This window comes from Comamonas badia DSM 17552, from assembly GCF_000484635.1.
Classification (GTDB): domain Bacteria; phylum Pseudomonadota; class Gammaproteobacteria; order Burkholderiales; family Burkholderiaceae_C; genus Comamonas_C; species Comamonas_C badia.
In genome coordinates this window covers 105278-131867 of record NZ_AXVM01000003.1, presented here as the reverse complement: position 1 = coordinate 131867, position 26590 = coordinate 105278, and the positions used below count along the sequence as shown (strand labels likewise).

General features: G+C 68.2%; 29 protein-coding genes. 19 read left to right on the top strand and 10 right to left on the bottom strand.

All coding sequences use genetic code 11. The annotated features are described in order from the left end of the window. Positions 1-190 precede the first annotated feature (190 nt). From hemE to K320_RS0107515, 3 genes are read right to left on the bottom strand one after another with little or no spacing between them, the layout of a single operon-like run. On the bottom strand, positions 191-1288 hold the full coding sequence (hemE, locus tag K320_RS0107525) for a uroporphyrinogen decarboxylase (RefSeq protein ID WP_024538221.1): 1098 nt from the start codon (positions 1286-1288) through the stop codon (positions 191-193). A 39-nt stretch (positions 1289-1327) separates the two neighbouring features. Next, positions 1328-1879 (bottom strand): DUF6036 family nucleotidyltransferase, encoded by a 552-nt coding sequence (locus tag K320_RS0107520; protein WP_245593843.1) that lies wholly within the window; start codon positions 1877-1879, stop codon positions 1328-1330. 40 nt (positions 1880-1919) lie between these two features. Then, positions 1920-2228: a hypothetical protein gene (locus K320_RS0107515; RefSeq protein WP_029695918.1), complete on the bottom strand. Its 309-nt coding sequence runs from the start codon at positions 2226-2228 to the stop codon at positions 1920-1922. A gap of 56 nt (positions 2229-2284) precedes the next feature. Between K320_RS0107515 and K320_RS0107510 the strand changes: the two genes are divergently transcribed. From K320_RS0107510 to K320_RS0107495, 4 genes are read left to right on the top strand one after another with little or no spacing between them, the layout of a single operon-like run. Further along, complete coding sequence (locus tag K320_RS0107510; protein ID WP_024538218.1) at positions 2285-6058, top strand: class I SAM-dependent DNA methyltransferase; 3774 nt, start codon at positions 2285-2287, stop codon at positions 6056-6058. Positions 6059-6098: 40 nt separating this feature from the next. Further along, positions 6099-6380, top strand: coding sequence for a BrnT family toxin (locus K320_RS0107505; RefSeq protein WP_024538217.1), 282 nt, complete (start codon positions 6099-6101; stop codon positions 6378-6380). A gap of 1 nt (position 6381) precedes the next feature. Then, positions 6382-6609 carry a BrnA antitoxin family protein gene (locus K320_RS0107500; protein WP_024538216.1) on the top strand — a complete coding sequence of 76 codons (228 nt, stop codon included), beginning with the start codon at positions 6382-6384 and terminating at the stop codon, positions 6607-6609. A 17-nt stretch (positions 6610-6626) separates the two neighbouring features. Further along, positions 6627-6956: a helix-turn-helix domain-containing protein gene (locus tag K320_RS0107495; RefSeq protein ID WP_024538215.1), complete on the top strand. Its 330-nt coding sequence runs from the start codon at positions 6627-6629 to the stop codon at positions 6954-6956. 127 nt (positions 6957-7083) lie between these two features. Here the strand turns inward: K320_RS0107495 and paaN are convergent, their stop codons facing one another. Further along, positions 7084-8739, bottom strand: coding sequence for a phenylacetic acid degradation protein PaaN (paaN, locus tag K320_RS0107490; protein WP_024538214.1), 1656 nt, complete (start codon positions 8737-8739; stop codon positions 7084-7086). Between the two features lie 141 nt (positions 8740-8880). Here paaN and K320_RS0107485 point away from each other — a divergent pair, with 141 nt between their 5' ends. From K320_RS0107485 to K320_RS0107440, 10 genes are all read left to right on the top strand, one after another. After that, positions 8881-9684 carry an enoyl-CoA hydratase-related protein gene (locus tag K320_RS0107485; protein WP_024538213.1) on the top strand — a complete coding sequence of 268 codons (804 nt, stop codon included), beginning with the start codon at positions 8881-8883 and terminating at the stop codon, positions 9682-9684. Between the two features lie 9 nt (positions 9685-9693). Next, on the top strand, positions 9694-10143 hold the full coding sequence (paaI, locus tag K320_RS0107480; protein ID WP_024538212.1) for a hydroxyphenylacetyl-CoA thioesterase PaaI: 450 nt from the start codon (positions 9694-9696) through the stop codon (positions 10141-10143). 35 nt (positions 10144-10178) lie between these two features. After that, entirely contained in the window at positions 10179-11495 is a 1317-nt protein-coding gene (paaK, locus tag K320_RS0107475; protein WP_024538211.1) for a phenylacetate--CoA ligase PaaK, read from the top strand. A 24-nt stretch (positions 11496-11519) separates the two neighbouring features. Further along, entirely contained in the window at positions 11520-12527 is a 1008-nt protein-coding gene (paaA, locus tag K320_RS0107470; RefSeq protein ID WP_024538210.1) for a 1,2-phenylacetyl-CoA epoxidase subunit PaaA, read from the top strand. A gap of 133 nt (positions 12528-12660) precedes the next feature. Then, positions 12661-12963: a 1,2-phenylacetyl-CoA epoxidase subunit PaaB gene (paaB, locus tag K320_RS0107465; protein WP_024538209.1), complete on the top strand. Its 303-nt coding sequence runs from the start codon at positions 12661-12663 to the stop codon at positions 12961-12963. Between the two features lie 14 nt (positions 12964-12977). After that, a complete protein-coding gene (gene paaC, locus K320_RS0107460; protein ID WP_024538208.1) occupies positions 12978-13751 on the top strand; it encodes a 1,2-phenylacetyl-CoA epoxidase subunit PaaC in 774 nt (257 codons plus the stop codon). After that, positions 13748-14272, top strand: coding sequence for a 1,2-phenylacetyl-CoA epoxidase subunit PaaD (gene paaD / locus K320_RS0107455; RefSeq protein WP_245593842.1), 525 nt, complete (start codon positions 13748-13750; stop codon positions 14270-14272). The genes paaC and paaD overlap by 4 nt, the downstream gene beginning before the upstream one ends. Further along, entirely contained in the window at positions 14269-15354 is a 1086-nt protein-coding gene (paaE, locus tag K320_RS0107450) for a 1,2-phenylacetyl-CoA epoxidase subunit PaaE (protein WP_024538206.1), read from the top strand. The genes paaD and paaE overlap by 4 nt, the downstream gene beginning before the upstream one ends. A gap of 34 nt (positions 15355-15388) precedes the next feature. After that, on the top strand, positions 15389-16048 hold the full coding sequence (locus K320_RS0107445) for a TetR/AcrR family transcriptional regulator (protein ID WP_024538205.1): 660 nt from the start codon (positions 15389-15391) through the stop codon (positions 16046-16048). A 70-nt stretch (positions 16049-16118) separates the two neighbouring features. Next, complete coding sequence (locus tag K320_RS0107440; RefSeq protein WP_024538204.1) at positions 16119-17279, top strand: ABC transporter substrate-binding protein; 1161 nt, start codon at positions 16119-16121, stop codon at positions 17277-17279. 56 nt (positions 17280-17335) lie between these two features. Here K320_RS0107440 and K320_RS0107435 read toward each other — a convergent pair whose 3' ends face one another. The 4 genes from K320_RS0107435 to K320_RS18370 all read right to left on the bottom strand — a co-directional run bounded on the left by K320_RS0107435 (position 17336) and on the right by K320_RS18370 (position 22144). Next, positions 17336-18943 (bottom strand): copper resistance CopC/CopD family protein, encoded by a 1608-nt coding sequence (locus tag K320_RS0107435; RefSeq protein ID WP_024538203.1) that lies wholly within the window; start codon positions 18941-18943, stop codon positions 17336-17338. After that, positions 18940-19473 (bottom strand): YcnI family copper-binding membrane protein, encoded by a 534-nt coding sequence (locus tag K320_RS0107430; RefSeq protein ID WP_024538202.1) that lies wholly within the window; start codon positions 19471-19473, stop codon positions 18940-18942. The genes K320_RS0107435 and K320_RS0107430 overlap by 4 nt, the downstream gene beginning before the upstream one ends. A gap of 17 nt (positions 19474-19490) precedes the next feature. After that, entirely contained in the window at positions 19491-21623 is a 2133-nt protein-coding gene (locus K320_RS0107425; protein ID WP_051384868.1) for a TonB-dependent receptor family protein, read from the bottom strand. A gap of 137 nt (positions 21624-21760) precedes the next feature. Beyond that, positions 21761-22144: a DUF2946 family protein gene (locus K320_RS18370; RefSeq protein ID WP_169730042.1), complete on the bottom strand. Its 384-nt coding sequence runs from the start codon at positions 22142-22144 to the stop codon at positions 21761-21763. A 119-nt stretch (positions 22145-22263) separates the two neighbouring features. Between K320_RS18370 and K320_RS0107415 the strand changes: the two genes are divergently transcribed. From K320_RS0107415 to K320_RS0107405, 3 genes are read left to right on the top strand one after another with little or no spacing between them, the layout of a single operon-like run. Next, positions 22264-22935, top strand: a complete 672-nt coding sequence (locus K320_RS0107415) for a transglutaminase-like domain-containing protein (protein ID WP_024538199.1) — start codon at positions 22264-22266, stop codon at positions 22933-22935. A 20-nt stretch (positions 22936-22955) separates the two neighbouring features. Then, a complete protein-coding gene (locus K320_RS0107410; RefSeq protein ID WP_051384877.1) occupies positions 22956-23384 on the top strand; it encodes a PaaI family thioesterase in 429 nt (142 codons plus the stop codon). A 27-nt stretch (positions 23385-23411) separates the two neighbouring features. Beyond that, complete coding sequence (locus K320_RS0107405; protein ID WP_024538197.1) at positions 23412-23669, top strand: acyl-CoA-binding protein; 258 nt, start codon at positions 23412-23414, stop codon at positions 23667-23669. On the opposite strand, the gene K320_RS0107400 is transcribed toward K320_RS0107405, so the two are convergent. After that, positions 23602-24765, bottom strand: coding sequence for an aminopeptidase (locus K320_RS0107400; RefSeq protein ID WP_024538196.1), 1164 nt, complete (start codon positions 24763-24765; stop codon positions 23602-23604). The genes K320_RS0107405 and K320_RS0107400 overlap by 68 nt on opposite strands. Positions 24766-24797: 32 nt before the next feature. Between K320_RS0107400 and K320_RS0107395 the strand changes: the two genes are divergently transcribed. Further along, entirely contained in the window at positions 24798-25442 is a 645-nt protein-coding gene (locus K320_RS0107395; protein WP_024538195.1) for a DNA-3-methyladenine glycosylase I, read from the top strand. Between the two features lie 11 nt (positions 25443-25453). On the opposite strand, the gene K320_RS19210 is transcribed toward K320_RS0107395, so the two are convergent. Then, entirely contained in the window at positions 25454-25624 is a 171-nt protein-coding gene (locus tag K320_RS19210; protein WP_169730041.1) for a hypothetical protein, read from the bottom strand. Between the two features lie 100 nt (positions 25625-25724). On the opposite strand from K320_RS19210, the gene K320_RS0107385 reads away from it, so the two are divergent. Continuing rightward, entirely contained in the window at positions 25725-26573 is an 849-nt protein-coding gene (locus K320_RS0107385; RefSeq protein ID WP_024538194.1) for an IclR family transcriptional regulator, read from the top strand. The last annotated feature ends 17 nt before the right edge of the window (positions 26574-26590 follow it).

Here is a 26590-nt window from a genome sequence, read left to right as displayed (position 1 = left end):
CTGGGTTTGTGCGCATTGCATGCAAAAACGGCAAAACCAAAAAATCCTTGTAAATCAACGGCATTGTGGTTTTTTACAGTTCCGTGCTCTGCTGCGGTGCACTAATGGTTACGGACGGGCAGCACCGTTTTCTTTGTGCATAAGTCAGTTGCGATGCCCTGTCAATACCCTGTTTGGGCGGTGTTTTGTGCTATGCGCGCATGCGTTTCCCGTGCGCGTGCACCGCCTCCACCAGCGCGCTCACATGCTCGGGCGGCGTGTGCTGGCTGATGCCGTGGCCGAGGTTGAAAATGTGCGTGGGCCCGGTGCCCGCCGCATCGGTGTGCGGCCGGCCAAAGCTCTCCAGCACCGCGCGCGCCTGCGCCTCGATGGCGGCCGGCGGGGCAAACAGCACGTTGGGGTCGATATTGCCCTGCAGCGCCTTGCTGCCGCCCACCAGCGCGCGGGCGCGGCCCAGGTTCACCGTCCAATCCAGCCCCAGCACCTCGCAATCGAGCGCCCCCATGTCGGGGAGCCACAGCCCGCCGCCCTTGGTGAAGACGATGCGCGGCACGTCCTGCCCATCCGCCCCGGTGCGCTTCAATTGCGCCAGCACGCGCCGCGTATAGGCCAGGCTGAAGTCCTGAAAGCAGCCATCGGCCAGCACGCCGCCCCAGCTGTCAAAGACCATCACGGCCTGCGCGCCGGCATCGATCTGCGCGTTCAGATAGACAGCCACCGCGTCGGCGTTCACCGCCAGCAGCCGGTGCATCAGGTCCGGGCGGGCGTACATCAGCGTCTTCACCTGCCGGTAGTCGTCGCTGCCCCTGCCCTCCACCATGTAGCAGGCCAGCGTCCAGGGGCTGCCCGAGAAGCCGATCAGCGGCACGCGGCCGTTCAGCGCCCGGCGGATGCTGGTGACGGCGTCGAACACATAGCGCAGCCTGTCCATGTCCGGCACTGCCAGCTTGCTGACGGCGGCCTCGTCGCGCACCACCTGCGCAAAGCGCGGGCCTTCGCCCTCGGCAAACGACAGGCCCAGGCCCATCGCATCGGGCACGGTGAGGATGTCGGAAAACAAGATGGCGGCATCGAGCGGGAAACGCTCCAGCGGCTGCAACGTCACCTCGGTGGCGTAGTCCACGTTCGTGGCCAGCCCCATGAAGCTGCCCGCCCTGGCGCGCGTGGCCTTGTACTCGGGCAGGTAGCGCCCGGCCTGGCGCATCAGCCAGATGGGGGTGGTGTCGGTCGCCTGGCGGCGGCAGGCGCGCAGGAAGCGGTCGTTGGCGAGGGGGGCGAAGGCGTTCATGGCGGGCGATTGTCGCCCAGTGTCCGCTGGCCGTGAATGTCATCGTCCGCGCGGCGGGCTTGTCTGTGTCCGGCGCGCCAGGGCGACGGCATCGCGCAGATTCAACTGCAGCATCGCCATGCTGCCGACATAGCCTGCCGTCGCCTGCGTTGCGCGCTGCTCGATCGCATCGGCATTCGTCAGACCAAGCTGCACCAGCGCGCAGATGTCCTCCCGGTCGTTGTCCGCCAGTCGGGCGATCTTGCTCACGGCCAGATCCACGGGCGCGAGGACATGCAGGCGTATCTGCTCCAGCCCCAAATCCACCGGCAAGGCATCGGCCAGATAGTCTTCGTGCATCAGGGCAAAGCTCGCGTTGTAGTTGGTATCCAGATAAACCACCTGCGGCGCGCCATCGTCCAGCACGACTTCTACCGCCAGATCACTGGGCAGCAGCACGCGCGCGCCGAACTCGGCATCCACGTCGGTGGTGACGCGACTGGCGGTATACAGGTGCACGGCCATGCCCCCAGCGAGATAGACGTTCAGCGGGCTGTGCAATGCAAGCCGCTCTTGCAGTTGCCGCAGCAGCTCGCGCAAACCCCGTGCCAAAGCCGTGTCCGTATGCAATGGCAGACTGCCTGGCATCGCATCAGCCCCGGCCAAGTTGCTGATCGAGCAGGTCGCGCCAGCGCGGCAGGCCCAGCACCCAGCCCCGCCGCACCAGTTCGGCCGCTTCCAGCCTGTCGCCGGGGTGGGCGGCGAAGTAGCGTTCGCTGGCTTGCCACAGTTGTGCCGAGGCCGCTGGAAAGCGTGGACGCACCAGCATCGCGGCCAGCCGAAACACATTGGCCTCGCGCTGGTCGGCGGCAGGCGCGGTCTGCCCCTGCACGACCGCGGCGCAGCGCTGCAGCAGCGCGGCTTCAAGGTCTCGGGCAGTGGGGGCGGCGGCGTGGTTCATGGTGCGATGCAGTGTAGGACAAGGCAGGGCAACCGGCGTCTCTATCATCCCCTTTCATGACCACCGAAACCAGCCCCGCTGACGCATCAGCCGCCGCCTTCATCGCCCGCTGGCAGGGCAGCGCGGCGAGTGAACTGGCCACCGCGCAGAGCTTCACGCTGGAGCTGTGCGCGCTGCTGGGCGTGGACAAGCCCCACGCCACCGAAGCACTCGACTACATGTTCGAGCGCCCGATCACCTTCGCGCATGGCGACGGCAGCAGCAGCAGCGGGCGCATCGACTGCTACAAGCGCGGGCACTTCGTTTTGGAGGCCAAAAAGCTCAAGGCCGCCGCCACCACCCGCGGCTTTGACGACGGCCTGCTGCGCGCCCGCAGCCAGGCCGAGGGTTACGCCCGCGCGCTGCCCGCGGGCGAAGGCCGCCCGCCGTTTTTGATCGTGGTGGATGTGGGCACCGTGATTGAGCTGTACGCCGAATTCAGCCGCAGCGGCGCCACCTACACGCCCTACCCCGACCCGCGCAGCCACCGCATCCGCCTGGCCGATCTGGCGAATGAAGCCGTGCGCGAGCGGCTCAAGCGCATCTGGACAGACCCCGAAAGCCTCAACCCCGCGCGCATCAGCGCTCAGGTCACGCGCGGCGTGGCGCAGCTCTTGGCGCGGCTGGCGAAATCGCTGGAGGGTGGCGACGCCAGCAGCCCTCACCCCAGCCCTCTCCCAGAGGGAGAGGGAGCGAATACCGGCAGTTCACTCCCTCTCCCCCGTGGGGGAGAGGGCAGGGGTGAGGGGGCAGCACCCCAACGCGCCGAAAAAGTAGCCTCCTACCTCACCCGCTGCCTGTTTTCCATGTTTGCCGAAGACGTCGGCCTGCTGCCCGAAGGTGCATTTGAAGACCTGCTGCGCCGCCACCGCGACGACCCCGCCGCGCTGCGGCAGATGCTGCAGGCCCTGTGGGCCGACATGGACCGCGGCGGTTTTTCCGTCGCACTCGCCAAACCCTTGCTGCGCTTCAACGGCAAGCTCTTCAAGGGCGCGGGGCAGGACGGCTACAGCCTGCGGCTCACCCCCGCGCAGATCGACCTGCTCATCGAAGCCGCGCACGCCAACTGGCGCGAGGTGGAGCCCGCCATCTTCGGCACGCTGCTGGAGCGTGCGCTCGACCCCACCGAGCGCCACGCCCTGGGCGCCCACTACACCCCGCGCGCCTATGTCGAGCGCCTGGTGCTGCCCACCGTCATCGAGCCGCTGCGCGCAGAGTGGAGCAACGCCCGCGCCGCCGCGCTGGTGCTGGCGCACGAAGCCGCCGTTCTGCAGGGCAAGGCGGCCGACGAAAAAATGGCCGCCGCCCGTGCGCAGGTGCGCGCCTTTCACCACCACCTGTGCCAGGTGCGCGTGCTTGACCCGGCCTGCGGCAGCGCCAACTTTCTGTACGTGACGCTGGAGCACCTGAAGCGCCTGGAGGGCGAGGTGCTCAACCAGTTGCAGGAGCTGGGCGAGGCGCAGGACAGCCTGGGCCTGGAGGGCGACACCGTCACCCTGCGCCAGTTGCTGGGCATCGAATTGAACGAACGCGCCGCCGCGCTGGCGGAACTGGTGCTGTGGATAGGCTGGCTGCAGTGGCATGTGCGCACGCGCGGCCTGGCCAGCGTGGCCGAGCCTGTCGTCCACAACTACGGCAACATCGAACACCGCGACGCGGTGCTGGCCTGGGACGGCGTGGAGCCCGCCCACGACGATGCCGGACGCCTGCTCAGCCGCTGGGATGGCGTCACGTACAAAACCCACCCCGTGACCGGCGAGCGCGTGCCCGACGAGGCCGCGCAACTGCCGCAGTGGCGCTACATCGGCGCCCGCAAAGCCGAGTGGCCGCAGGCGGATTTCATCGTGGGCAACCCGCCCTTCATCGGCGCGGCCAGCATGCGCGCCGCGCTGGGCGATGGCTATGTGCAGGCGCTGCGCGGCGTGTGGAAAGAGGTGCCCGAAAGCGCCGACTTCGTGATGCACTGGTGGCAGCACGCGGCCGAGCAAGTCGCCAGCGGCCAGGCGCAGCGCATGGGCCTGATCACCACCAACAGCCTGCGCCAGACCTTCAATCGCCGTGTGGTGCAGGCGGCGCTGGCTGCGGACACGCATCTGGCCATAGCCATCCCCGACCACCCCTGGGTGGACAGCGCCAACGGCGCGGCCGTGCGCATTGCGATGACGGTATTGGCCAGCGGCAGTGGCGAAGGCGAATTGCTCAGCGTGACCGACGAAGTGGCGGGCGAGCACGGTGAAATGGCGGTGACGCTGAGCGCGCAAACCGGCCTGATCCACGCCGACCTGAGCGTGGGTGCCAACGTGGCGGCGGCGCAGGCGCTGCGCGCCAACCAGAACCTGAGCAACCGCGGCGTGCAACTGTTTGGCGCAGGCTTCATCGTCACCCCCGAAGAAGCCGCGGCTTTACTCCCTCCCCTGCCGGGGGAGGGCGGGGGTGGGGGCCAGCCGCCCTTGATCCGCCCCTACCGCAACGGCCGCGACCTGACCGACAAACCGCGCGGCGTGCTGGTCATCGACGCCTTCGGCCTGAGCAGCGAGCAACTGCGCGACCGCTACCCCGCCGCCTACCAATGGCTGCTGGAGCGCGTCAAACCCGAGCGCGATCAGAACAACCGCGAAAGCCGCCGCAAGAACTGGTGGCTGTTTGGCGAAACAAATCCAAAGCTGCGCCAGCAACTCGCCCACTTGCCCCGCTACATCGCCATCGTCGAAACCGCCAAGCACCGCACCTTCCAATTTCTGGACGCCAGCATCCTGCCGGACAACAAACTCGTCGCCATCGCGCTCGACGATGCCTTTGCGCTCGGCGTGCTCTCCAGCCAGTTGCACATCGTTTGGGCGATGGCGGCTGGCAGCACACTGGAAGATCGCCCGGTTTACGTCAAAACCACCTGCTTCGAAACCTTCCCCTTCCCCGGCGAAGACACCGGCCTGACGCCGTCGCTGCACGCCACCATCGCCGAGCTGGCCGAAAAAATCGACGCGCACCGCAAGCGCGTGCTGGGCCACGACTCCTTCCCCCTTTGGGGGAAGGCCGGGATGGGGGCTTGGTGCGCATCCATGGGCGCGGTGCCTGATGCATCGCCGCACGCCCCCACCCCTGCCCTCCCCCAGAGGGGGAGGGAGTCAGAAGAGGCGCTCCCCCGAGAGGGGAGTGAGCAAGAAGGGGCGCTCTCCCCAAAGGGGAAGGAGCAGGAAGTGACCCTCACCGGCCTGTACAACGTGCTCGCCGCGCTGCGCGAAGGCCGCGCGCTCTCCGCCAAGGAAAAGGCCCTCCACACCCAGGGCCTGGTCGGCGTGCTGCGCGAGCTGCACGACGAACTCGACGCCGCCGTGCTCGCCGCCTACGGCCTGCCTTCGGATACCAGCACCGATGCCGTGCTGCAGCACCTGGTGCAGCTCAACACCCGCCGCGCGCAGGAAGAGGCGCAGGGGCACGTCCGCTGGCTGCGCCCGGCGTTCCAGAATCCACAAAAATTGCCTCAATCCCAGGAGCTGCTCGCGCAGTATGGGCAAGCGTTAAAAGCCGATTTGAATGGTGAAATTTCACTATTAAAACAAGAGCAAAAACCCGCCTTGCCCTGGCCCGCTACGCTGCCCGAACAGGTGCGCGCCGTCGCCGCCCTGCTGGCCAGCAGCAAAGCCCCGCTGCCGCTGGCCGCGATCGAAGCCGCCTTCAAGGGGCGCGGCGCCTGGAAGAAGGGCCTGCCCACGCTGCTTGCCACCCTCGAAGCCCTGGGCCGCGCGCAGCCGGTGGCGCTGGCGGATGGGGGGCAGGCCTGGCGGGGGTAGCTGAGCTTGATTTCGCATCACCCATCCATACAATGTATGGGTGATTCGTTTTGAATGGGACCCATCCAAGGCAGCCGCCAACCTCAAAAAGCACGGCGTTTCTTTCGAAGAGGCGCAGTCGGTTTTCTACGACGAATTTGCCGTGCAATTTTTTGATGAGGCGCACTCCAGCGATGAAGATCGATTCCTGATGCTGGGCCTGAGCGCAATGGCCAGGCTCTTGATCGTCTGCCACTGCGAGCGTGAAGATGGCGACGTGCTGCGCATCATCTCGGCGCGCCGTGCCACGGCACGTGAGCGCCAGCTTTACCCAGGAGCGTGATATGAAGGCTGAATACGATCTTTCCAAAATGAAATCGCGCCGCAACCCCTACGCATCGCGGCTGAAGACGCCGGTTTCCATGCGGCTCTCGGGCGACGTGGTCGAATACTTCAAGGCCATGGCCGCAGAGTCGGGTGTGCCTTACCAGAGCCTGATCAATCTCTACCTGCGCGACTGTGTGGCGCAGCACCGCAAGATTGAAATCGGTTGGCCCAAGGCAAGCGCCTGAGTGAAAGTGCCTGCCTCATGACAAGTGCACAACGATTCGCCAGCGTATGGGATGCCATCGAAGACACGCCGCAGCAGGCTGCCAGCATGAGTGCCCGCTCCGGCCTGATGATGGCGCTGACCGAAGCCATCCGCCAGCAAGGCATCACGCAGGCGCAGGCGGCAGAGCTCTTCGGCGTGACGCAGCCGCGCATCTCCGACCTGGTGCGCGGCAAGGTCAATCTGTTCTCGCTCGATGCGCTGATGGATATGGCGGCGGCGGCCGGCATGGCGCCGACCATCACGGTCACAAAACCCAAAAGCCAAACTGCCCGGCGTGCGCAAGGCAAAACACCGGCGCATGTCTGAGGCTGGCAGCTGCTGGAAGCGCACGACGCCAAAGTCGCAGCTTTCGTGGCTAACCAACTTCTACAAAAATAGCATTACACCCATTGTAGGAGCGGCTTCAGCCGTGAATGACTATATTCCCGTGTGTTCACACATGCTCGCGCCGCTGCACCACCACGAAGCGATCGGCGACGAAGGCCAGCGTGGTGTAGCTGGTGGTCGCCGCCGGGTTGCCGCCGGTGGCGTGGTAGTCGGAGAAACCGGCCGACTGGTTCACGTACACGCCCTGCGTGAGGTTGATCGAGAGCGCCACGCGGGCGCGCAGGCTGAGCTGCACGGTGCGGTCGATCACCGCGCGGTCGGTGGAATACACGCCCAGCGTCAGCGCGCCCTGCTCGCGGGTGGTGGCTTCGGCCTGCTGCAGCGAGGCTTCGCGCGAGTCGGTGGCGACGACGAAGGAGACGGGGCCAAAGCACTCGCTGCCCCAGGTGGCGCGGTCGGCCTGCGTGAGGGCGACGATGGCCGGGGTGTGGATGCGCGCCTTGGGGTACTCGGGATTATCGAGAGTGCGTGAGGCCAGCAGCAGCTGGCCCTTGCTGCTCGCGGCGACTATGCGCTCCACGGTCTCGGGCGCGCAGACCGCGCCGAGCACGGCGGTGGCGACCTTGGGGTTGCTCAGCAGCTTGTCCACGGCAGCCGCCAGGTCTTGCCCCACTTGTTCAAAGCGCTTGTGCCCTTCATCGGTGGCGATGCCGTCCCTGGGCACGTAAATCGTCTGCGTGGTGGTGCACATCTGGCCGCTGTAGAGCGTGAGCGTGAACGCCAGGTTGTTCAGCATCGCGGCGTACTGGTCGGTGGAATCGATGATGACGCTGTTCACGCCCGCCATCTCGGCGTACAGCCGCGCCTGCGGGGCGTGGTCGCGCAGCCAGTGGCCGAAGCCGGTGCTGCCGGTGAAGTCGATGCTGGCGACCGCCGGGCTTTGCGCCAGCGCCTGGGTGTGCGCCGGGTCGTTGCTCAGCGCCAGCAGGACGAGGTTGTGATCGAGTCCCTGCTCGGCCAGCACCTCGCGCAGGATGGCGACCGTGATCGCGGCGGGCAACACCGCATTGGGGTGGGGCTTGACGATGACCGGGTTGCCGGTGGCCAGCGCGGCGAACAGGCCGGGGTAGGTGTTCCAGGTGGGGAAGGTGGCGCAGCCGATCACCAGCGCCACGCCGCGGCCGACGATCTCGAAGTGCTTGTGCATCACCAGCGGCGGGTTCTTGCCTTGCGGCTTTTCCCAGCGCGCCTGGGCGGGCACGTCGGCCATGGCCTTCCAGGCGTAGGCGATGGCTTCGAGTGCGCGGTCCTGCGCGTGCGGGCCGCCGGCCTGGAAGGCCATCATCGGGCCCTGGCCGGTGGTGAGCATCACGGCATGCGCGATCTCGTGGCTGCGCTTGTGGATGCGCGTGAGCGCTTCCAGCAGCACGCCCACGCGCCCCTGCGCGCCCAGCGCCTGCCAGGCGGGCTCGGCGGCCTGGGCGGCGGCGATCAAGGCATCGGCCGTGCATTCGGGGTAGCGTACGTCCAGCGCCACGCCGTAGGGTGATTGCTCGGTGGCGATGCGGCCGACTTCGCCCGGCTGCGTGAGCGGGAAATCCTTGCCCAGCAGCGCGTTGGCGGCGGCGATGCCGTCGGCCTGGCCGGTTTCGCCATAGACCTTGGGCGAGGGCATCTCGGGGAAGGGCGTCCAGAACGCGCGCGTGGCAAGGGCGCTCAGCGCGCCGTCGAGCAGCGCGCGGTGGGTGTCGAACAGCGACATGGGAACCGTCTCCTAGGGTTTTTACGGGGGTGAAAGGGCTTGCGCCAAGGCAGCCCGAGAGTTTATGATTTACCGACCGATCGGTCAATTATGTTTTCCTGGTCGGTTTTTCTTTTTCAGCCATCCGTACCCGTATCGCCCATGTCCGACCCCCTGGTTCTCGTCTCCAACGATGCCGCCGTGCGCACCATCGCGCTCAACCGGCCGGCGCAGCTCAACAGCTTCACCGGCGAACTGCACCAGCAGCTGCTGGCGGCGCTCCATGCCGCGGCGGATGACGCCAGCGTGCGCTGCGTGGTGCTGACGGGCGCCGGGCGCGCGTTCTGCGCCGGGCAGGATCTGGCCGATCCCGAGGTCGCGCCAGACCCCGCGCCGGGCGCCGCGCCCAAGGATCTGAGCGTGGCGATCGAACGGCATTACGTGCCTTTGCTGCTGCGCCTGCGCAGCATGCCGGTGCCGGTGGTGGCCATGGTCAACGGCGTGGCGGCGGGCGCGGGCGCCAGCATTGCGCTGGCCTGCGATCTGGTGGTGGCGGCGCGTTCGGCCAGCTTCATCCAGGCGTTTTCCAAGATTGGCCTGGTGCCCGACAGCGGTGGCACCTGGCTGCTGCCGCGCCTGGTGGGCCGCGCGCAGGCGCTGGGCCTGGCGCTGCTGGGCGACAAGCTGCCGGCCGAGGAGGCGGCGCGCATCGGCCTCATCTGGCGCAGCGTGCCCGATGACGAGCTGGCCGCCAGCGCGCAGGCGCTGGCCGCGCGCCTGGCGGGCATGCCGACCCAGGCGCTGGTGGCCATCCGCGGCGCGCTGGATGCCGGTGCGCAAAGCGACTTTGAAGGCGCCCTGAAACACGAAGCCGCGCTGCAGCGCACGCTGGGCTTTGCCCACGATTACCAGGAGGGCGTGCAGGCCTTTGCCCAGAAGCGCGCCCCCCGATTCACCGACCGTTGAACGCCTGCGATGACACCAACCCTTGACCCCCAGCAGCTTGCCGAGCAGGTGCGCGCGCTGATGCTTGAAAACGACCGCGCCACGCGTGCGCTGGGCATGCAGGTGACGGCCATAGGCCCCGGCCGCGCCACGGTGACGATGACGGTGCGCGCCGACATGCTCAACGGCCACGCCACCTGCCACGGCGGGATGATCACCACGCTGGCCGATTCGGCGTTTGCGTTTGCCTGCAACGCCGGCAATGAGCTGACCGTGGCCTCGGGCGTGACGATCGACTTCGTCGCTCCCGGGCGCGAGGGCGACGTGCTGACCGCGCAGGCGCGCGAGGTGCAGCAGGCCGGACGCACCGGCGTGTACGACGTGGACGTGCACAACCAGCGCGGCGAGCTGGTGGCGGTGTTCCGCGGCCGCTCCTACCGCATGAAGGGCAAGCCGGCGGTCGATCTGCCCAGCGCTTGACCCTGCACCACGACAACCAGACAAGGAGACTTTCAATGACCGTTTTTCGCCCCGAGCCCGGCGACCTGGAACCGATAGAAACCGCCAGCCGCGACGAGATCGCCGCGCTGCAGCTCACACGCCTGCGCTGGTCGCTGCAGCACGCCTACGACCACGTGCCGCATTACCGCCAGGCGTTTGACGCCAAGGGCGTGCACCCGAACGACCTCCAGCAGCTGAGCGACCTGGCCAAATTCCCCTTCACCACCAAGAAGGATTTGCGCGACAACTACCCCTTCGGCATGTTCGCCGTGCCGCGCGAGCAAATCACGCGCATCCACGCCTCGTCGGGCACCACGGGCAAGCCCACGGTGGTGGGCTACACGGCAAAGGACATAGCCACCTGGGCCGATCTGGTGGCGCGCTCCATCCGCGCCTCGGGCGGGCGCCCGGGCGACATCATCCACGTCGCCTATGGCTACGGCCTGTTCACCGGCGGGCTGGGCGCGCACTACGGCGCCGAGCGCGCGGGCTGCACCGTGATCCCGGTCTCGGGCGGCCAGACCGAGAAGCAGGTGCAGCTGATCAACGACTTCCACCCCGACATCATCATGGTCACGCCGTCCTACATGCAGGTGATCATCGAGGAGTTCATCCGCCAGGGGCTGGACCCGAAGAAGAGCTCGCTCAAGGTCGGCATCTTCGGCGCCGAGCCCTGGACCGAGGCCATGCGCCGCGAGGTGGAGAACACCTCCAGCCTGAAGGCGGTCGATATCTATGGCCTGTCGGAAGTGATGGGCCCGGGCGTGGCCAACGAGTGCATAGAAACGCAGGACGGGCCGGTGATCTGGGAAGACCATTTCTACCCCGAAATCATCGATCCCGAGACCGGCGAGGTGCTGCCCGATGGCGAGGAGGGCGAGCTGGTCTTCACCACGCTGACCAAGGAAGGCCTGCCCATCGTGCGCTACCGCACGCGCGACTTGACGCGCCTGCTGCCGCCGACGGCGCGCAGCTTCCGGCGCATGGGCAAGATCGTCGGCCGCTCGGACGACATGCTCATCATCCGCGGCGTCAACATGTTCCCCACGCAGATCGAAGAAATCGTGCTGCAGCACGAGAAGCTCTCCGGTCAGTACCAGATCACCGTCACGCGCGACGGCAACCTCGACGAGGTGCAGGTGCTGTGTGAACTGCATCCCGAAACCAGCCATGCCGCGGCCGACGAGGTCAAGGCCATCCAGGGCTGGGTGCAGCACCGCATCAAGACCATGGTCGGGGTTTCCACGCGCGTGTCGGTGCTGCCCTCGGGCTCCATAGAGCGCACGCTTGTCGGCAAGGCCCGGCGTGTGATCGACCGGCGCCACCACTGATCCACTCCCTTTCCAGGAGATCCTATGTACACCCAGGCCATGGACACCATGGGCAAGCCGCTGCAGGCCGCGGCGCCAGCCAGTGCGCAGGAAGAGGCGCTGCAGCAGCGCTTTGACACGCGCATCGACGCCGGCGAATTCATCGAGGCCAAGGACTGGCTGCCCGACCACTACCGCAAGACGCTGGTGCGCCAGATCAGCCAGCACGCGCATTCCGAATACGTCGGCATGCTGCCCGAGGGCAACTGGGTGACGCGCGCGCCCACGCTCAAACGCAAGGCCATCCTGCTGGCCAAGATCCAGGACGAGGCCGGCCACGGCCTGTACCTCTACAGCGCCGCCGAGACGCTGGGCACCAGCCGCGACCAGATGCTCGATGCCCTGCACAGCGGCCGCGCCAAGTACAGCTCGATCTTCAACTACCCCACGCTCAGCTGGGCCGATGTGGGCACGATTGGCTGGCTGGTCGATGGCGCGGCCATCATGAACCAGGTGCCGCTGTGCCGCTGCTCCTACGGGCCGTATGCGCGCGCCATGGTGCGCATCTGCCGCGAGGAGAGCTTTCACCAGCGCCAGGGGTTCGACGCGCTGCTGGTGATGATGCAGCAGGGCACGGACGCGCAGCGCGCGATGGTGCAGGATTCGGTCAACCGCTGGTGGTGGCCGTCGGTGATGATGTTCGGCCCGCCGGACGACCAGTCGCCCAACAGCGCGCTGTCGATGCGCTGGGGCATCAAGCGCAATTCCAACGACGAGCTGCGCCAGAAGTTCATCGACGCCTGCGTCGATCAGGCCAAGGTGCTGGGCGTGCAGCTCCCCGACCCCGATCTGAAGTGGAACGAGGAGCGCCAGCACCACGACCACGGCGTGATCGACTGGGACGAGTTCTGGCGCGTGGTGGGCGGCGACGGCCCCTGCAACCGCGAGCGCCTGGCCGCCCGCGTCAAGGCCTGGGACGACGGCGCCTGGGTGCGCGAGGCGGCGCTGGCGCATGCGGCCAAGGAGGCAGGGCGCGAGCGCGCTGTGGCATGACGGTTTTCAATCCCTCCCCCGCTGGGGGAGGGCAGGGGTGGGGGCGAGCAGCGCCCGCTATGGACGCCAAGCCCCCATCCCCACCTTCCCCCAGAGGGGGAAGGAGCAAGCAACAAATGAAAGAGCAAACACCATGACAACCCCTACACCCGCTTCCACCGAATGGCCGCTCTGGGAAGTGTTCGTGCGCTCGCGCGCCGGGCTGGACCACAAGCACTGCGGCAGCCTGCACGCCTCCGACGCCAAGATGGCGATCCAGATGGCGCGCGACGTCTACACCCGGCGCCAGGAAGGCACCAGCATCTGGGTCGTGCCGTCGAGCGCGATCGTCGCCAGCGACCCGGCCGACAAGGACATGTACTTCGATCCGGCCGAGGACAAGGTCTACCGCCACCCCACCTTTTTCACGTTGCCCGCGGCCGTGAACCACATGTGAGGCAAGGAGCTGACATGCAAAGCATCCGCATTGGCAAGGAGCCCCAGGTGCAGTACCTGCTGCGCGTGGCCGATACCTGTTTGATCCTGGCGCAGCGCATCACCGAATGGTGCGGCCACGCGCCGATTCTTGAGGAAGACATCGCGCTGTCCAACATGGGGCTGGATCTGCTGGGCCAGGCGCGCGGCGTGCTGACCCGCGCCGGCCAGGTCGATGGCCGCGGGCACGATGAAGACCAGCTCGCGTTTCTGCGCGGCGAGGGCGATTTCCTGAACGTCACCATGGCCGAGCTGCCGCGCGGCGACTTCGCCTTCACCTGTTTGCGCAACGCCATGCTGGCCACCTTGCTCAAGCTGCTGTGGCAGCGGCTGGAAAGCTCCAGCGACCGCGAACTGGCCGCGATCGCCGGCAAGGCGATCAAGGAGGCGCGCTACCACCAGCAGCATGCGGCCGACTGGGTGGTGCGCCTGGGCGACGGCACCGAGCAATCGCGCCAGCGCATGCAGGCGGCGCTGGCGCAGCTCTGGCCCTACACCGCCGAACTGTTCGACACCGACGCGGTGGACGATGCTGCTCAGGCCAGCGGCCTGGGCCCGCGCTGGGCCGATCTGGAGGCCGAGTGGCGCCAGGAGATGGCGCAGATCCTCGCCGCGGCCGATCTGGCCGTGCCCGAGGGTGATATCAAATTCCGCAGCACCGGCAAGCGCGGCGTGCACAGCGAGCACATGGGCTTCATCCTCGCCGAGATGCAGTACCTGCAGCGCAGCTACCCCGGAGGCGCGTGGTGAGCGTCCTGCAGCAACGGCAGCCCAGCGCGCGCGTGCAGGCCGCGTGGCAGGTGCTGGAAACGGTGCAGGACCCGGAAATCCCGGTGATCTCGCTGTGCGACCTGGGCGTGGTGCGCGAGGTGCGCGAAAACGGCGCGCTGCTGGAGGTGGTGCTCACGCCGACCTATTCCGGCTGCCCCGCGACCGAGGTCATCGCGCACGATGTGAAGACCGCGCTGCAAGCCGCGCGGCTCGGCCCCATCGCCACCGTGCTGCAGCGCGCGCCCGCCTGGACGACGGACTGGATCAGCGCCAAGGGCAAGGCGGCATTGCGTGACTACGGCATTGCGCCGCCCGGTCCGGTGCCGCTCGAAGGCGCCAAGCCCATCTGCATCACCCGCCGCCGCCAGCCGCCCGTGCCCTGCCCGCGCTGCGCAAGCACGCATACCGAGCGCATCGCGCCCTTCGGCTCCACGCCGTGCAAGGCGCTGTACCGGTGCCTGGCCTGCCACGAACCGTTCGAACATTTCAAGCCGATATGAGCGTCATCTTCCATCCCCTGCGCGTGCGCGCCATTGAACCGGACACGGCCGAGGCGGTCATCGTCTCGTTCGATGTGCCCCCTCAATTGCGCGAAGTCTTCGGTTTCATCCAGGGCCAGTACCTCACGCTGCGCGCCCAGGTCGATGGGCAGGACCTGCGCCGCTCGTACTCGATCTGCGCCGGCGCCGACGACGGCGAGCTGCGCGTGGGCGTGCGCAAGGTGCAGGGCGGGCAGTTCTCGCACTGGATCAACACGCACCTGAAATCCGGCGACACGGTGCAGGTGATGGCGCCGCAGGGGCGCTTTTACGTGCCCACCGACCCGGCCGCGCACCGCCACTACGTCGGCGTGGCCGGCGGCAGCGGCATCACGCCCATTCTCTCGATCATGAAGACCGTGCTCGGGCGCGAGCCGCACAGCCGCTTCACGCTGCTCTACGCCAACCGCAGCCTGCAGTCCACGATGTTCAAGGAGGAGCTGGAAGACCTCAAGAACCGCTACCTCACGCGCGTCGCGCTGCACCATGTGTTCTCGGGCGAGGATACCGACGCACCGATCAACATGGGGCTGATGGACCGCGCCAAACTGGGCGATTTTTTGCAGCAGGTGGTGCCGGCCCGCAGCATCGACGAGGTTTTCGTCTGCGGCCCGTTTCAGATGAACGACGAGGCGCAGGCCGCGCTGGAGGCCGCCGGCGTGCCCGCCGAGCGCATCCACATCGAGCGCTTTGGCGTGGCGCTGCAGGCGGGCGAGAAGGTCGGCGCGGTGGAGCACCGCGCGGCCGAGGGCGATGCCGACCGCTCCAGCATCACCATCATCCGCGATGGCCTCAAGCGCGAGTTCAGCTTCAGCAAGGAGCAGGCGAGCATTCTCGACGCGGCATCGGCGGCCGGGCTGGAGGTGCCGTTTTCCTGCACCTCGGGCGTCTGCGGCACCTGCCGCGCCAGGCGCATCGAGGGCGAGGTGCGCATGGAGCGCAACTTCGCGCTGGAGAAGGCCGAGGTCGAAGCCGGCTTCGTGCTCACCTGCCAGTGCCGCCCGCTCACGCCGCGCGTAGTGCTCTCGTTTGATGAGCGTTGAATGCTGATCAGTCATGCGTTACAAGGCGATTTGAATGGCAAGAGGACGTTCCGCCGGTTACGAGGATCAACGTGATTTGATCCTGCAGCAGGCCGCCCGCCTGTTTGCCGAGCAGGGCTATGGCGGTGCCAGCATGAACGCCGTGGCGCAGGCCTGCGGCCTGTCCAAGCCCGCGCTCTACCACTACTTTCGCGACAAGTACGCGCTGCTGCTGAACATCACCGAAGGCCATGTGACGCGGCTGCAGGCGCAGTTCGACGCGGTGGCGCAGATGGAGCTTGCGCCCGAACCGCGCCTGCGCGAACTGATCCGCCGCTTCGTCGCCGAATACGCCCAGGCGCGCTACGCCCACCGCGTGCTGGTCGAGGACGTGAAGTTCCTGCAGCCCGAAGACTGGGAGCGCGTGCGCGCCATCGAGCGCAGCGTGGTCGATGGCTTTGCGCAGACCGTGGAGGCGCTGTGGCCGCAGGTCGGAACAGCGCGCATGGCCAAGCCCACCACCATGCTGCTGTTCGGCATGATCAACTGGATGTTCACCTGGTTCCGCCCCGATGGCGCGATGGACTATGACGCCATGGCGCCCATCGTCGCCGACCTGTTCTGCGGCGGCGTCGCCGCCGTCAAGCCGCCGCAGGGCAAGCCGGCCAAACGGCGCGGCCGCATCAGGGTAGTTCCGACTGGCGCGCCGCCCTGATTCGCCCCACCATCACCCACCCCGCGAGAACTCGCATTCACTTCAACCACTGACTGACAGGAGACACTTCATGAAAAAACGCTGGACCGCCCTTGCCCTGGCCGCCGCCGGCCTGATCGCCGCCAGCGGCGCGGCGCTGGCCGACGTCAATGTCGGCGTGACCATCTCGGCCACCGGCCCCGCGGCCTCGCTCGGCATTCCGCAGAAGAACACCATCGCACTGATGCCGCACACCATCGCGGGCGAGAAGATCAACTACATCGTGCTCGATGACGCTTCGGACACCACCGCCGGCGTGACCAACACGCGCAAGCTGATCAGCGAAAACAACGTGGACATCATCCTCGGCTCCAGCACCACGCCGGTGTCGCTGGCGATGATCGACATCGTTTCCGAGGCCAAGACGCCGATGATTTCGGTGGCCGCCTCGGCCAAGATCGTCGAGCCGGTGGATGCCAAGCGCCACTGGGTCTTCAAGACGCCGCAGAACGACATCATGATGTCGCTCGCCATCGTCGAGCACATGGCCAACCATGGCGTGAAGACGGTGGGCTTCATCGGCTTCTCGGATGCCTACGGCGAGGGCTGGGCGCAGGAATTCGCCAAGGCCGCGGCGCTCAAGAAGATCACCATCGTGGCCAATGAGCGCTATGCCCGCACCGACACCTCGGTGACCGGCCAGGCGCTCAAGATCAAGGCCGCCAACCCCGATGCGGTGCTGATCGCCGGCTCGGGCACGCCGGCCGCGCTGCCGCAGACCGCGCTCAAGAAGATCGGCTACGCCGGCAAGTACTACCAGACCCACGGCATCGCCAACAACGACTTCCTGCGCGTCGGCGGCAAGGATGTCGAGGGCACCATCCTGCCCGCGGGCCCGGTGCTGGTGGCCGATCAGCTGCCGGCTTCCAACCCGGTCAAGGCCTCGGCCCTGGCCTACGTGCATGCCTACGAAAAAGCCTACGGCAAGGGCAGCGTCTCGACCTTCGGCGCGCACGGCTGGGATGCGGGCGTCCTGATGACCGCCGCCGTGCCGGTGGCGCTCAAGAAGGCCAAGCCCGGCACGCCCGAGTTCCGCGCCGCGCTGCGCGATGCCATCGAAGGTCTGAAGGAAGTGCCGGGCGCGCACGGCATCTTCACCATGTCGCCGACCGACCATCTCGGCCTGGACCAGCGCGCGCGCGTGATGGTGACGATCCAGAACGGCACCTGGAAGTACATCGGCAACGATTGACCGGCCCGCGGCGGCAAACGCCCCCTGTGCCGTGCAGCGCAGGGGGCGTTTGCGTTTCAGCGCGCTATCGCCACCGTGCCTTGCAGCGCCGTCTGCGTGAACTCATCGAGCAGCAGCTCGGCGCGCACCGTCCATTCGCCGGCGGCCGGGATCAGCACCGCGTCGGCGCGCCAGCGCCCCGGTGCGGTGGCATGCGCCTGGGCGTGCAGGGCCTCGATGCCCAGCGCCGGGTTGGCCAGCACGAAGGCCACTTCCCTGGGTGCGACCGTGCCCGGGGCGAGCGTCGCGGTGATGGAGACCGGCCCGGCGGCGGCCGGCGCGATCACCAGATCGATGCGGACCTGCCCGTTGTCCAGGACAAGGTGCGCGGGCTGCGCCTTCGCCGCCGCGGCCGCTGGCGGCGGCAGGCTGCGCGGCGGCGGCGTGAAGCGCCAGAGCGCGACGACCGCCAGCACGGCGGCGAGCATCCCGGTTTCGATGGCGATGGAGCGTGCCATGCGCCGCCGCGTGCCGGTCTGCCCGTGCATGAGGGCCGGCGTGAGCCGCCAGCGGTGCCAGGCCGCCAATACCAGCACCAGCGCGACGAGCGCGAGTTTGGCCAGCAGCACCCGCCCGTACGCGGTGGCGTAGAGCGCCCGCGGATCGCCGAGCTGGATGCTGGCCAGCGCCAGGCCCGCCAGCACCAGCGCCGCCAGCACCCATGGGATGGCGCGCGAGAAGCGTGCCAGCAGCCGCGGCGCGTCCGCCCCCGGCCGGCGCAGGCTGGTGGCGAGCGGAATGAGAGCCCCCAGCCACAGCGCCACGCTGGTGGCATGCACCGACACCGCGGCGCGTGCCCATGCGTACGGCGCCGTGCTGGCGTGGCCGCTGGCACTCAGCGCCGCGCCGCTGCCCAGCAGCGCCAGCAGGCCGGCGCCGCGGGCAAGCCGGCCGCCGTGCCCGCGCAGGGCGCACAGCCCCAGCAGCAGGGCGGCGCCGGCCAGTGCCAGCGTGGCGCCCAGGCTGGTCTGGGCACCCGTGCGCCATGCCTGCCAGCTGGCGCTCTCGTGCAGCGCCAGGCCCAGCATGTCCGCGCCCTGGAGCAGGGGAGCGAGCAGCGCCGAAACCAGCCCGAGCGCCAGCAGCGCGCTGCCGAGCCGCCGCGTGGACGGCGTGCACGCCGGCGCATTCCAGGCGCACCAGAAGGCCGTGCCGGCGCCCAGGAAGAGGCCCAGGTAGAGCGCGCATTTCGCCAGCCAGATGGCGGCTCCCAAGGGCGTGGCGCTTGCCGCCGCGGCCGGCGCCGCGGGCGCGGCCCCGGCGCCCACGGACCAGCGCAGCACGCCGCTGACCGGATGGCCGTCGGCAGAGATGACATGCCAGACCAGGGCGTGGCCGCCGCGCGCCAGCGCGGGGATCGGCACCTGGACCTGCGCGCCCTCGGTGCGTGCCCCCGGCACGGGCAGCGCCGAGCCATCGGGCTCGACGATCTGCAGCCGCGTGACGGTCACCGGCTCGCTGAATGCGAGCAGCGCCTGGCGCGGCGCCTGCGCCAGCACGCTGCCATCCGCCGGTTCGGCATGCAGCAGCGCGGTGTGCGCCCAGGCCGCGCCGCCCGGCAGCAGCATGCCCAGCAGCAGCGCCCGGAGCAGCGCGCACAGCCACCGCAGCGGCGCCGGTTTCATGGTTTGCGCGCGGGCAGCAGCGTGATCACCGGTGCCGGCTTCTCAGGGTGCTTCTGGCCGGCGGAGGGCAGCTCGATCCAGCGCTCCACCCCGTGCTCGCAGGTCTGCACCGTGGGAAAGGCCAGCGTGCTGCCCGGCGTGAGCGTGGAAGCGATCTGGCTGCTGAAGGCGAACTCGTCGTAATAGGCGTCGGGCAGGCTGCCTCCCGACCAGGTGATGGTGCGCACGCCTTCGCTGACCTGGTTGCCGTGGAAGGTATAGGGCCGGGCGTATTTCCCTTGCGTGGTTTCAATCGTCCAGCCGGGCTTGATCTGCGGCTTGACGGCGATGACCCCGTCCGGGATCTGCACGCTGAGCCTGACCGTGGCCGAACCCTTGCAGCCATGCGGCACCGTGAGTACCGCCTTGTAGCCCGCGCCCACGGACGCCTGCGCCGCTTGCAGGCCGACATGCGCATGGGCCGCCCCGGCGGCCAGGCCAGCGAGGGCGATGAATGAGGAGATGCGCGCGGCATGGTTGGAAATGTGCATGAAAGACCTCGTTTGAGTCAGAATTGGTAGCGCAGGCCGGCGTGGATGCTGCGCCCGGCGCCAGGATAGAAGGTGCTGGCCGGGGCGCCCGCGCTGGCGTTGAGCACGGTGCCGAAATCGGCCACGTAGCGCCGGTTGGTCAGGTTGCGCAGATCGACGAAGAAGCTCAGGCCGTCGCGCAGTGTGGCACCAAGCTTCAGGCCCAGCAGCGCGTAGCGCGGTGTCCGGGCGGTGTTGGCATAGTCCACCCAGGCGCCGGTGGGAACCCAGTCCAGCGTCGGCGTGACGTAGAAGCCATTGGCCTGCGCGTAGGTCAGCGAGGTGCGCAGCAGATGCCTGGGCAGCCCGGGAATCGCGTTGTTGCCATGCTGCGGATCACCGCGGAAGCGGAAATCGCTCCAATTCCACAGCTGGTTCAGGACCAGCGTGTCCCCCGCGGCCGGGACCAGGTTGCGCGCCAGTTCCAGCGACGCGCCCAGCTCTATGCCCTGGTGCAGCGTGCGGCCGGCGTTGAAGGTGGAGGCCGGCACCGCCGGATCGACGGTGTATTGCAGCAGCTCGCCGCGCACCCAGGAGCGGTAGTAGGTGGCATCCCAGCTCCAGGGCCCGCTGCGCCCGCGCGTGCCGATCTCCATCGTCCAGGCGCGCTGCGAGGCCAGCGGCACGAAGCGGCTGCTGGCGCCGAAGGTCTGCGTCAGGTCGGTGAAATCGGGTACATCCTGGCTGCGGGTGACGTTGGCGAACACCTGGATGTTCCGCCGTGGCTGCCAGAGCAGGCCCAGCCTGGGGTTGAGTCCGCTGAAATCCGCCTGGTCCGCGCGCTCGGCGGGCTGGGCGGGCAGGCCGCGGTCCAGATAGCGGCGCTCGCTGCGCAGCGCCTTGACCCCGGCGATCACGGCCAGCTCGGGTGAGACGTACCAGTGGTTCTCGGCGTAGGCCTCGTAGTTGAGCGCCTTCTGGCGCGCGTTCAGCGTGGGCGCGGCCGCCACGCCGCCGGCGTTGACGAAGCGCGAGGCCTCGTAGTCGCCGCTGGTGATGCGTGCGCCGACCGTCAGGTCGTTGCGATGGCCGCCGATCTGCCAGGAGCGGCTGTAGCGCGGCGCCAGGCCCCAGGTGTTGCCGTTGAGCGTGAGCACCTGGAAGATGGGGTGGAACATGTCGGTATGGATCAGCCAGCTGTCCAGGTCCAGCTGCCCGTCGCCCAGCGCCACGCTGGTGCGGTTGGCCAGGCGCTGCACGCGCATGTCGCGCGCCTGCTTCTGCGCCAGCACGCCGGCCCCGGCCTTGCGCGGATCGGCCAGCGCATCGGCCAGCGTCAGCGTGCCGGGCAGCTGCTGGTTGGTGGCATACACGCCGAGGTAAAACCGGGTCTCGGCCGACGGCCCGAGGCGGTAGCCGAGGTTGCCGTTGAACTGGCCGTAGTTGCCGGTTTCGTGGGCGCGCCAGCCGTCGGCGTGCGAGGCGGTGACGTTGGCCAGCAGATCCACGTCGCCCAGCACCCGCGACACCTGGCCGCTGGCCTGCAGCGTGCCGAAGCTGCCGCCCGAGAGCTGCATGATGTTGGGCGCCAGCGCCGTGCGCGCCGTGGGCGTGACGAAATTGATCGCACCGCCCAGCGTCGACGCGCCGTGGCGCAGTGCGTTGCCGCCCTTGTAGATTTCGGTGCTGCGCAGCCCCATGGGGTCGATTTCGTAGAAATCGCCGCTGCCGTCGGCCAGATTCGTGGGAATGCCGTCCTGCAGCAGCTCGACGCCGCGCACGTGGTAGCTGCGCGCGATGCCCGAGCCGCGGATCGACAGGCGCAGCTCCTGCCCATAGCGGTTTTGCGTGAACACGCCGGGGGCCTCCTGCAGCACGTCGCGCAGATTGCTCTGGTAGCGATCGAGCAGCGTGGCGTTGTCGATGAAACCCACCGAGCCCGCGGTCTGCTCGACGGCCTGGCGCTGGCGCGCGACGCTGGGCGCGGTGAGCGAACCCGGTTCGGGCTCGCTCACGGTCAGTGTCGGCAGCGCGTGGGCAGCGGCGGCGGACGGCGCGGGCGCTGCCGTCTGCGCGTGCGCGCCCAGGCCCAGCAGCGCCGAAGCCAGCGCCGCCACAGGGGCGGTGCGCCGCACGGCCCCGCGGGGCCGGACGATAGATTGAATCCACATGAAAAAACTCCCACCGAGATGGCCGGCTGCCGATGGCAGTCTGTCGGCCTGCATGAACCAGGCGCACGCATGCGCCCATGGTGGGCACAGGCATGCAACGTATGGCGGCGGCCGCAGTGGCCTGCGGGCCGTGCCGGTCAGGCGCGGGTGGGTGGGGGCGCGCGCGGATCGGGGCGCAATGCGCGCCGCGCAGACGGCGGCCGCGCGGGCTCGACCGGCAAAGCGTGCGCGGTCCGCGAGGCCTGCAGCGCCACCGTGGCGGGCGCTGGTGGCGGCGCGGGCGTGTGCTGCTGCCCGTGGCAGCCCAGCAGGCAGCACAGCGCATGCGCGCAGCTGTCCTTGTCGGGTTGCGATTCGCCGCCGCCGTGGCTTTGCGAGCAGATGTCCGTGGCCCAGGGCGGCAGCTGGGTCTGGGCCAGCACCGGCAGCGGCGCAAGCGCGATCGCCAGCACGTGCAGCAGCCAGGCGCAGGCCAGCACGGTGGAAATCCACCGCCGCCGCCGCCTGCTGCCCATGGCCATGCCGCGCTTCACTCTGTCTCCGTGCTGTTGTCCGCTGTTGGATGGGCGGATTGTCACGCATGTTCCAGGCGGCTTGCAATGCGAGAGGCGCCGCAGCCACTTTGCGGTAAGGTAGCCCCATGCAGCACGACACCCCCCGCCCCGAGCACCTTCTGCCCACCGCGGCGATCAACAGCGACCACCCCGCGGTGCAGACCTTTGCCCGTGAGCATGCCAGGGGCAATGACGACCGCGAGCGCGCGGTGGCGCTCAATCTGGCGGTGCGCGACGGCTTTCGCTACGACCCCTACCGCATTGAACTGAGCCTTGCCGGCCTGTGCGCCAGCAGCGTGCTGGAAAAGGGCTATGGCTGGTGCGTGCCCAAGGCGGTACTGCTGGCGGCGGCGGCGCGTGCCGTGGGCATCCCGTCGCGGCTCGGCTTTGCCGACGTGCGCAACCACCTGAGCACCGAGCGCATGCGCGCCACCATGCGCACCGATACCTTCTACTGGCACGGCTATACCGAGCTCTGGATCAACGGCGGCTGGCGCAAGGCCACGCCGGCCTTCAACATCGAGCTGTGCGAGCGCTTTGGCCTGCTGCCGCTGGATTTCGATGGCGAGCACGACTCGATCTACCACGAATTCGACAAGGCCGGACACCGCCACATGGAATACGTGCACCAGCGCGGCAGCTTCGATGATCTGCCGCTTGACACATTGCGCGCCGATTTCGAGCGCTTCTACCCCGAATGGCCGCAGATGCAGTCGGCCGATTTCGAACACGAGGTGCGGCAGGAGACGCGCAAGTGAACGCTGCGCCGGAGATTGCCATGCCCGGGGGGTTCGAGCCTTTTCGCATCGGCGGCAATTTCATGGCCGTCAACGGCCCGCTGCATATCCGCCGCGCCGGGGCGGACACGCGCCTGGGCCTGCGCGTCGAGCCGCGCCACGTGAACCCCATGGACAACCTGCATGGCGGCATGATGGCGAGCTTCTGCGACATGCTGCTGGTGGTGGTTGCCTATGCGCAGAACACGGCGGTGCACGGCCACTTCCTGCCCACCGTGAGCCTGCAGATGGATTACCTTGCGCCCTCGCCGCTGGGCTGCTGGATCGAGGGCTCGGGGCAGCTCTTGCGCAGCACGCGTTCGCTGGCGTTCGTGCAGGCGCTGGTCACGGCCGATGGCCAGCCCTGCGTGCGCGCCAGCGGCGTGCTCAAGATCGGGCCGAAGATGCCCGATGCGGTGCTGCCTTTCTGAACCCTTTTCCTGTTCACGGAGATTTTCATGCCCGATTTGAACGCCCTGTTCGAGGCCGCCGTCGCCAATTCCAAGACCTTGAGCGAGCGCCCTGACAACCCCACGCTGCTCAAAATCTACGCGCTCTACAAGCAGGCGACGCTGGGCGACAACGCCGAGAAGAAGCCCAGCCTGACGGACCTGGTGGGCCGCGCCAAGTGGGATGCCTGGAACAAGCTCAAGGGCACGGCGCAGGATGCGGCCCGGCAGCAGTACATAGCGCTGATTGACTCGCTGCGAAGCTGATATCCCCCTGCAGTGCCTGCAGGCGCGCCAGGCGCTCACTCGCGGGCAGTTGCGCCAGCGCCTTCACCGCCGCGTGAAAGTGCGGCCAGTCACGGCCTTCGCGCTCATACAGCGCGGTGAATGCAGGCACCAGGTCTTCATACGCCGCTTGCGCGCCAAAGCTCGCGTTGTTGGCCTCGGCCACCCAGCGGTCCAGCGCGGCGAGCTGCGGCGCGGTACTGCCCTGTGCCTGCCAGCGCGCGCGCAGTTCGGCATAGGCGGCGCGGAAAGCGGAAAACGCTTCTTGTTTCATAGCTTCAAGCGCTTGCTGGTTGTGCGTTGAAGCGGTATTTGATGCATAAATTTGCGCCAGGCGCTCGCGCGTGCCGCGCGTGAGCGCGCGCCACTCGCGCCGCCGTGTTTCGCTCGCTTCATAGGCCTGCAGCGCTGCGGGCGTGGAGGTTTCCTTCAGCCATTGCAGCGTGCCCAGCCGCCCGACGGCGGTGGCGTAGGACTCGTTGAAGGCGGTGTCGCCCGTGGCATAGACCTCCTGGTGCGCGAGCTCGTGCAGCATCAGCTGGACGAAATCGCCCTCGGGCCAGGCGATCCAGGTGGACAGCAGCGGATCGCCCCCCAGCCAGTTGCTGTAGCCCAGCGTGGAATAGGCCGGCACGCCGTAGACGCTCACCTCCAGCCCGCTGGCGGCAAGGCTGGCTGCCTCCGTGCGCGCGCCGGCTTCGCTGAAATAGCCGCGGTAGCCGATGCAGCCGGTGACGGGGAAACACCAGCGGTGCAGCTCCAGCGAAAACGGCGGCGCCGCCACCACGTTCCAGACCACGAAGCCGCGGTGGATGGACGCATAGCGCGTGTAGCTGGCGTTGTCCGGCAGGCCGATGGCGGTGACGGCAAAGCGGCGCGCCCGCTCGGCCAGTTCCAGCCGCTGGCGCAGCAGCGGCGGGGTCTGCGGCTCGGCAATCCATTCGGGCAGCGGCCGTGCGGCGCCGAGCAGCGCCAGGTGCCCCCGCAGCGATTGCCAGTAGTAGCCGGTGCCGGCACAGCCGCTCAGCGCCAGCGCAGCCACAAGGCCCAGCACCATGCGTAGCAGGGAATGCTTCATGCCGTCAGAAAAAAGCCGCGCACAATCGCGTGATGCCTGAGACCCCAGAACCTGCCGGCTTGTTCCACGATGGCGCCGGGCACGCGCGCTGCGCCTGGTGCGCCGCCACGCCGCTGTACCAGCGCTACCACGACGAAGAATGGGGCTATCCCGTTGCCGACGAGCGGCGTCTGTTTGAAAAACTCTGCCTGGAAGGCTTTCAGGCCGGGCTGAGCTGGCTCACCATCCTGAACAAGCGCGAGGCGTTTCGCGCCGCGATGGCGAACTTCGAGGCCGAGGAACTGGCGCGCTTTGGCGAGCCCGAGGTGAACGCGCTGCTGGCCAATGCCGCCATCGTGCGCCACCGCGGCAAGATCGCATCGGCGATCCACAACGCCGCCCGCATGCTGGAGCTGCGCCGCGAGTTCGGCTCGTTCGCGCACTATGTCTGGCGCTATGCCGAACAGGCGCAGCAGGGGCGGCCATCGGAGATCACCGCGCAGGCGCTGCGCGCGATGACCACCTCGCCCGCGTCGCACGCGCTCTCGCGCGATTTGAAGCGGCGCGGCTTCACCTTCGTCGGGCCGACGACGATGTACGCCTTCATGCAGGCCATGGGTCTGGTCAATGACCATGCCCAGGGCTGCGCCGCGCGCGCCAGGGCGGACGCGGCGCGCGCGGCTTTCGTGCTGCCTTGAAACCGGGGCGATCAGCCGCCCGCGTGGGTGCGCTTGCCGGGGTTCTTCTTGTAGTGGGTGTGCGAGCCGCGCTCCAGGCTATTGCGCTGGCCGCCGCCGCTCCGCGTGAGCGGCATGCCGGGCATGGGGGTGGGGCGGGGCGCGCGCTTGCGGTCGGCTTCGGTAACGATCTTGTTGCCCATGGTGCTTCTTTCCTGGTGCGGGTGGTAGGATGAAAACCCTCTATTAGGCCACAGTCGCCGCTGTTGGCGGCGACCGCGCGCTTTGCGCCAATAATCGCGCATGCCCCGCACCCGCACCTCCGAACCGGCGCACGACAGCGCCGACACGCCCGCCCCATCGTCCAAGCCGCAGCGCCGCATCCAGTCCATCGAGGTCGGCGTGCGCGTGCTGCAGGCGCTGGTGGAGCAGCGCCGCGCGCTGCCGCTCAAGGAACTGGCGGCACTGGCCGACATGCCGCCGGCCAAGGCACACCCCTATCTGGTGAGCTTCATGAACGTCGGCCTGGTCCAGCAGAACCCGGCCACCAGCCTCTATGGGCTCGGGCCCATGGCGCTGCAGATGGGCCTGGCGGCGCTGCAGCAGCTCGATGCGCTGTCCGAGGCCAGCGATGAGGCCGTGCGCCTGTGCACCGAGGCCGACCTGAGCGTGGCGATCGCCGTCTGGGGCCACCTCGGTCCGACGGTGGTGCGCCTGGATGAGCCACGCTACCCGATGCATGTGAACATGCGCGTGGGTACGGTGATGTCGGTTTTCAACACCATCACCGGGCGCGTGTTTGCCGCCTACCTGCCCGAGAAGATGGTGCGCTCGGTGCTGGAGGACGAGCACCGGCGCGTGGTCGGCGGCGCCTCGGTGGCGTTCGATGCGCCCGAAGTGCAGCAGATGCTGGCCGACATCCGCGCCAGCGGCATGGGGCGGGGGCTGTCCCAGCCTCAGCCGGGCATCAATACGCTGAGCGCGCCGGTGTTCGATGCCGATGGCAAGGTGGTGCTCGTGCTGACGGTGTTCGGTCCGCAGGGCGTGTTCGCCGCCGGCATCGACGGCAAGGAGGGGCAGTTGCTGCGCATGCATGCCGAAGCGGTGTCACGCCGTTTGGGCTTTGATCCAGGTGCTAAAATTAAACAATAACAAATGTATTGACATTA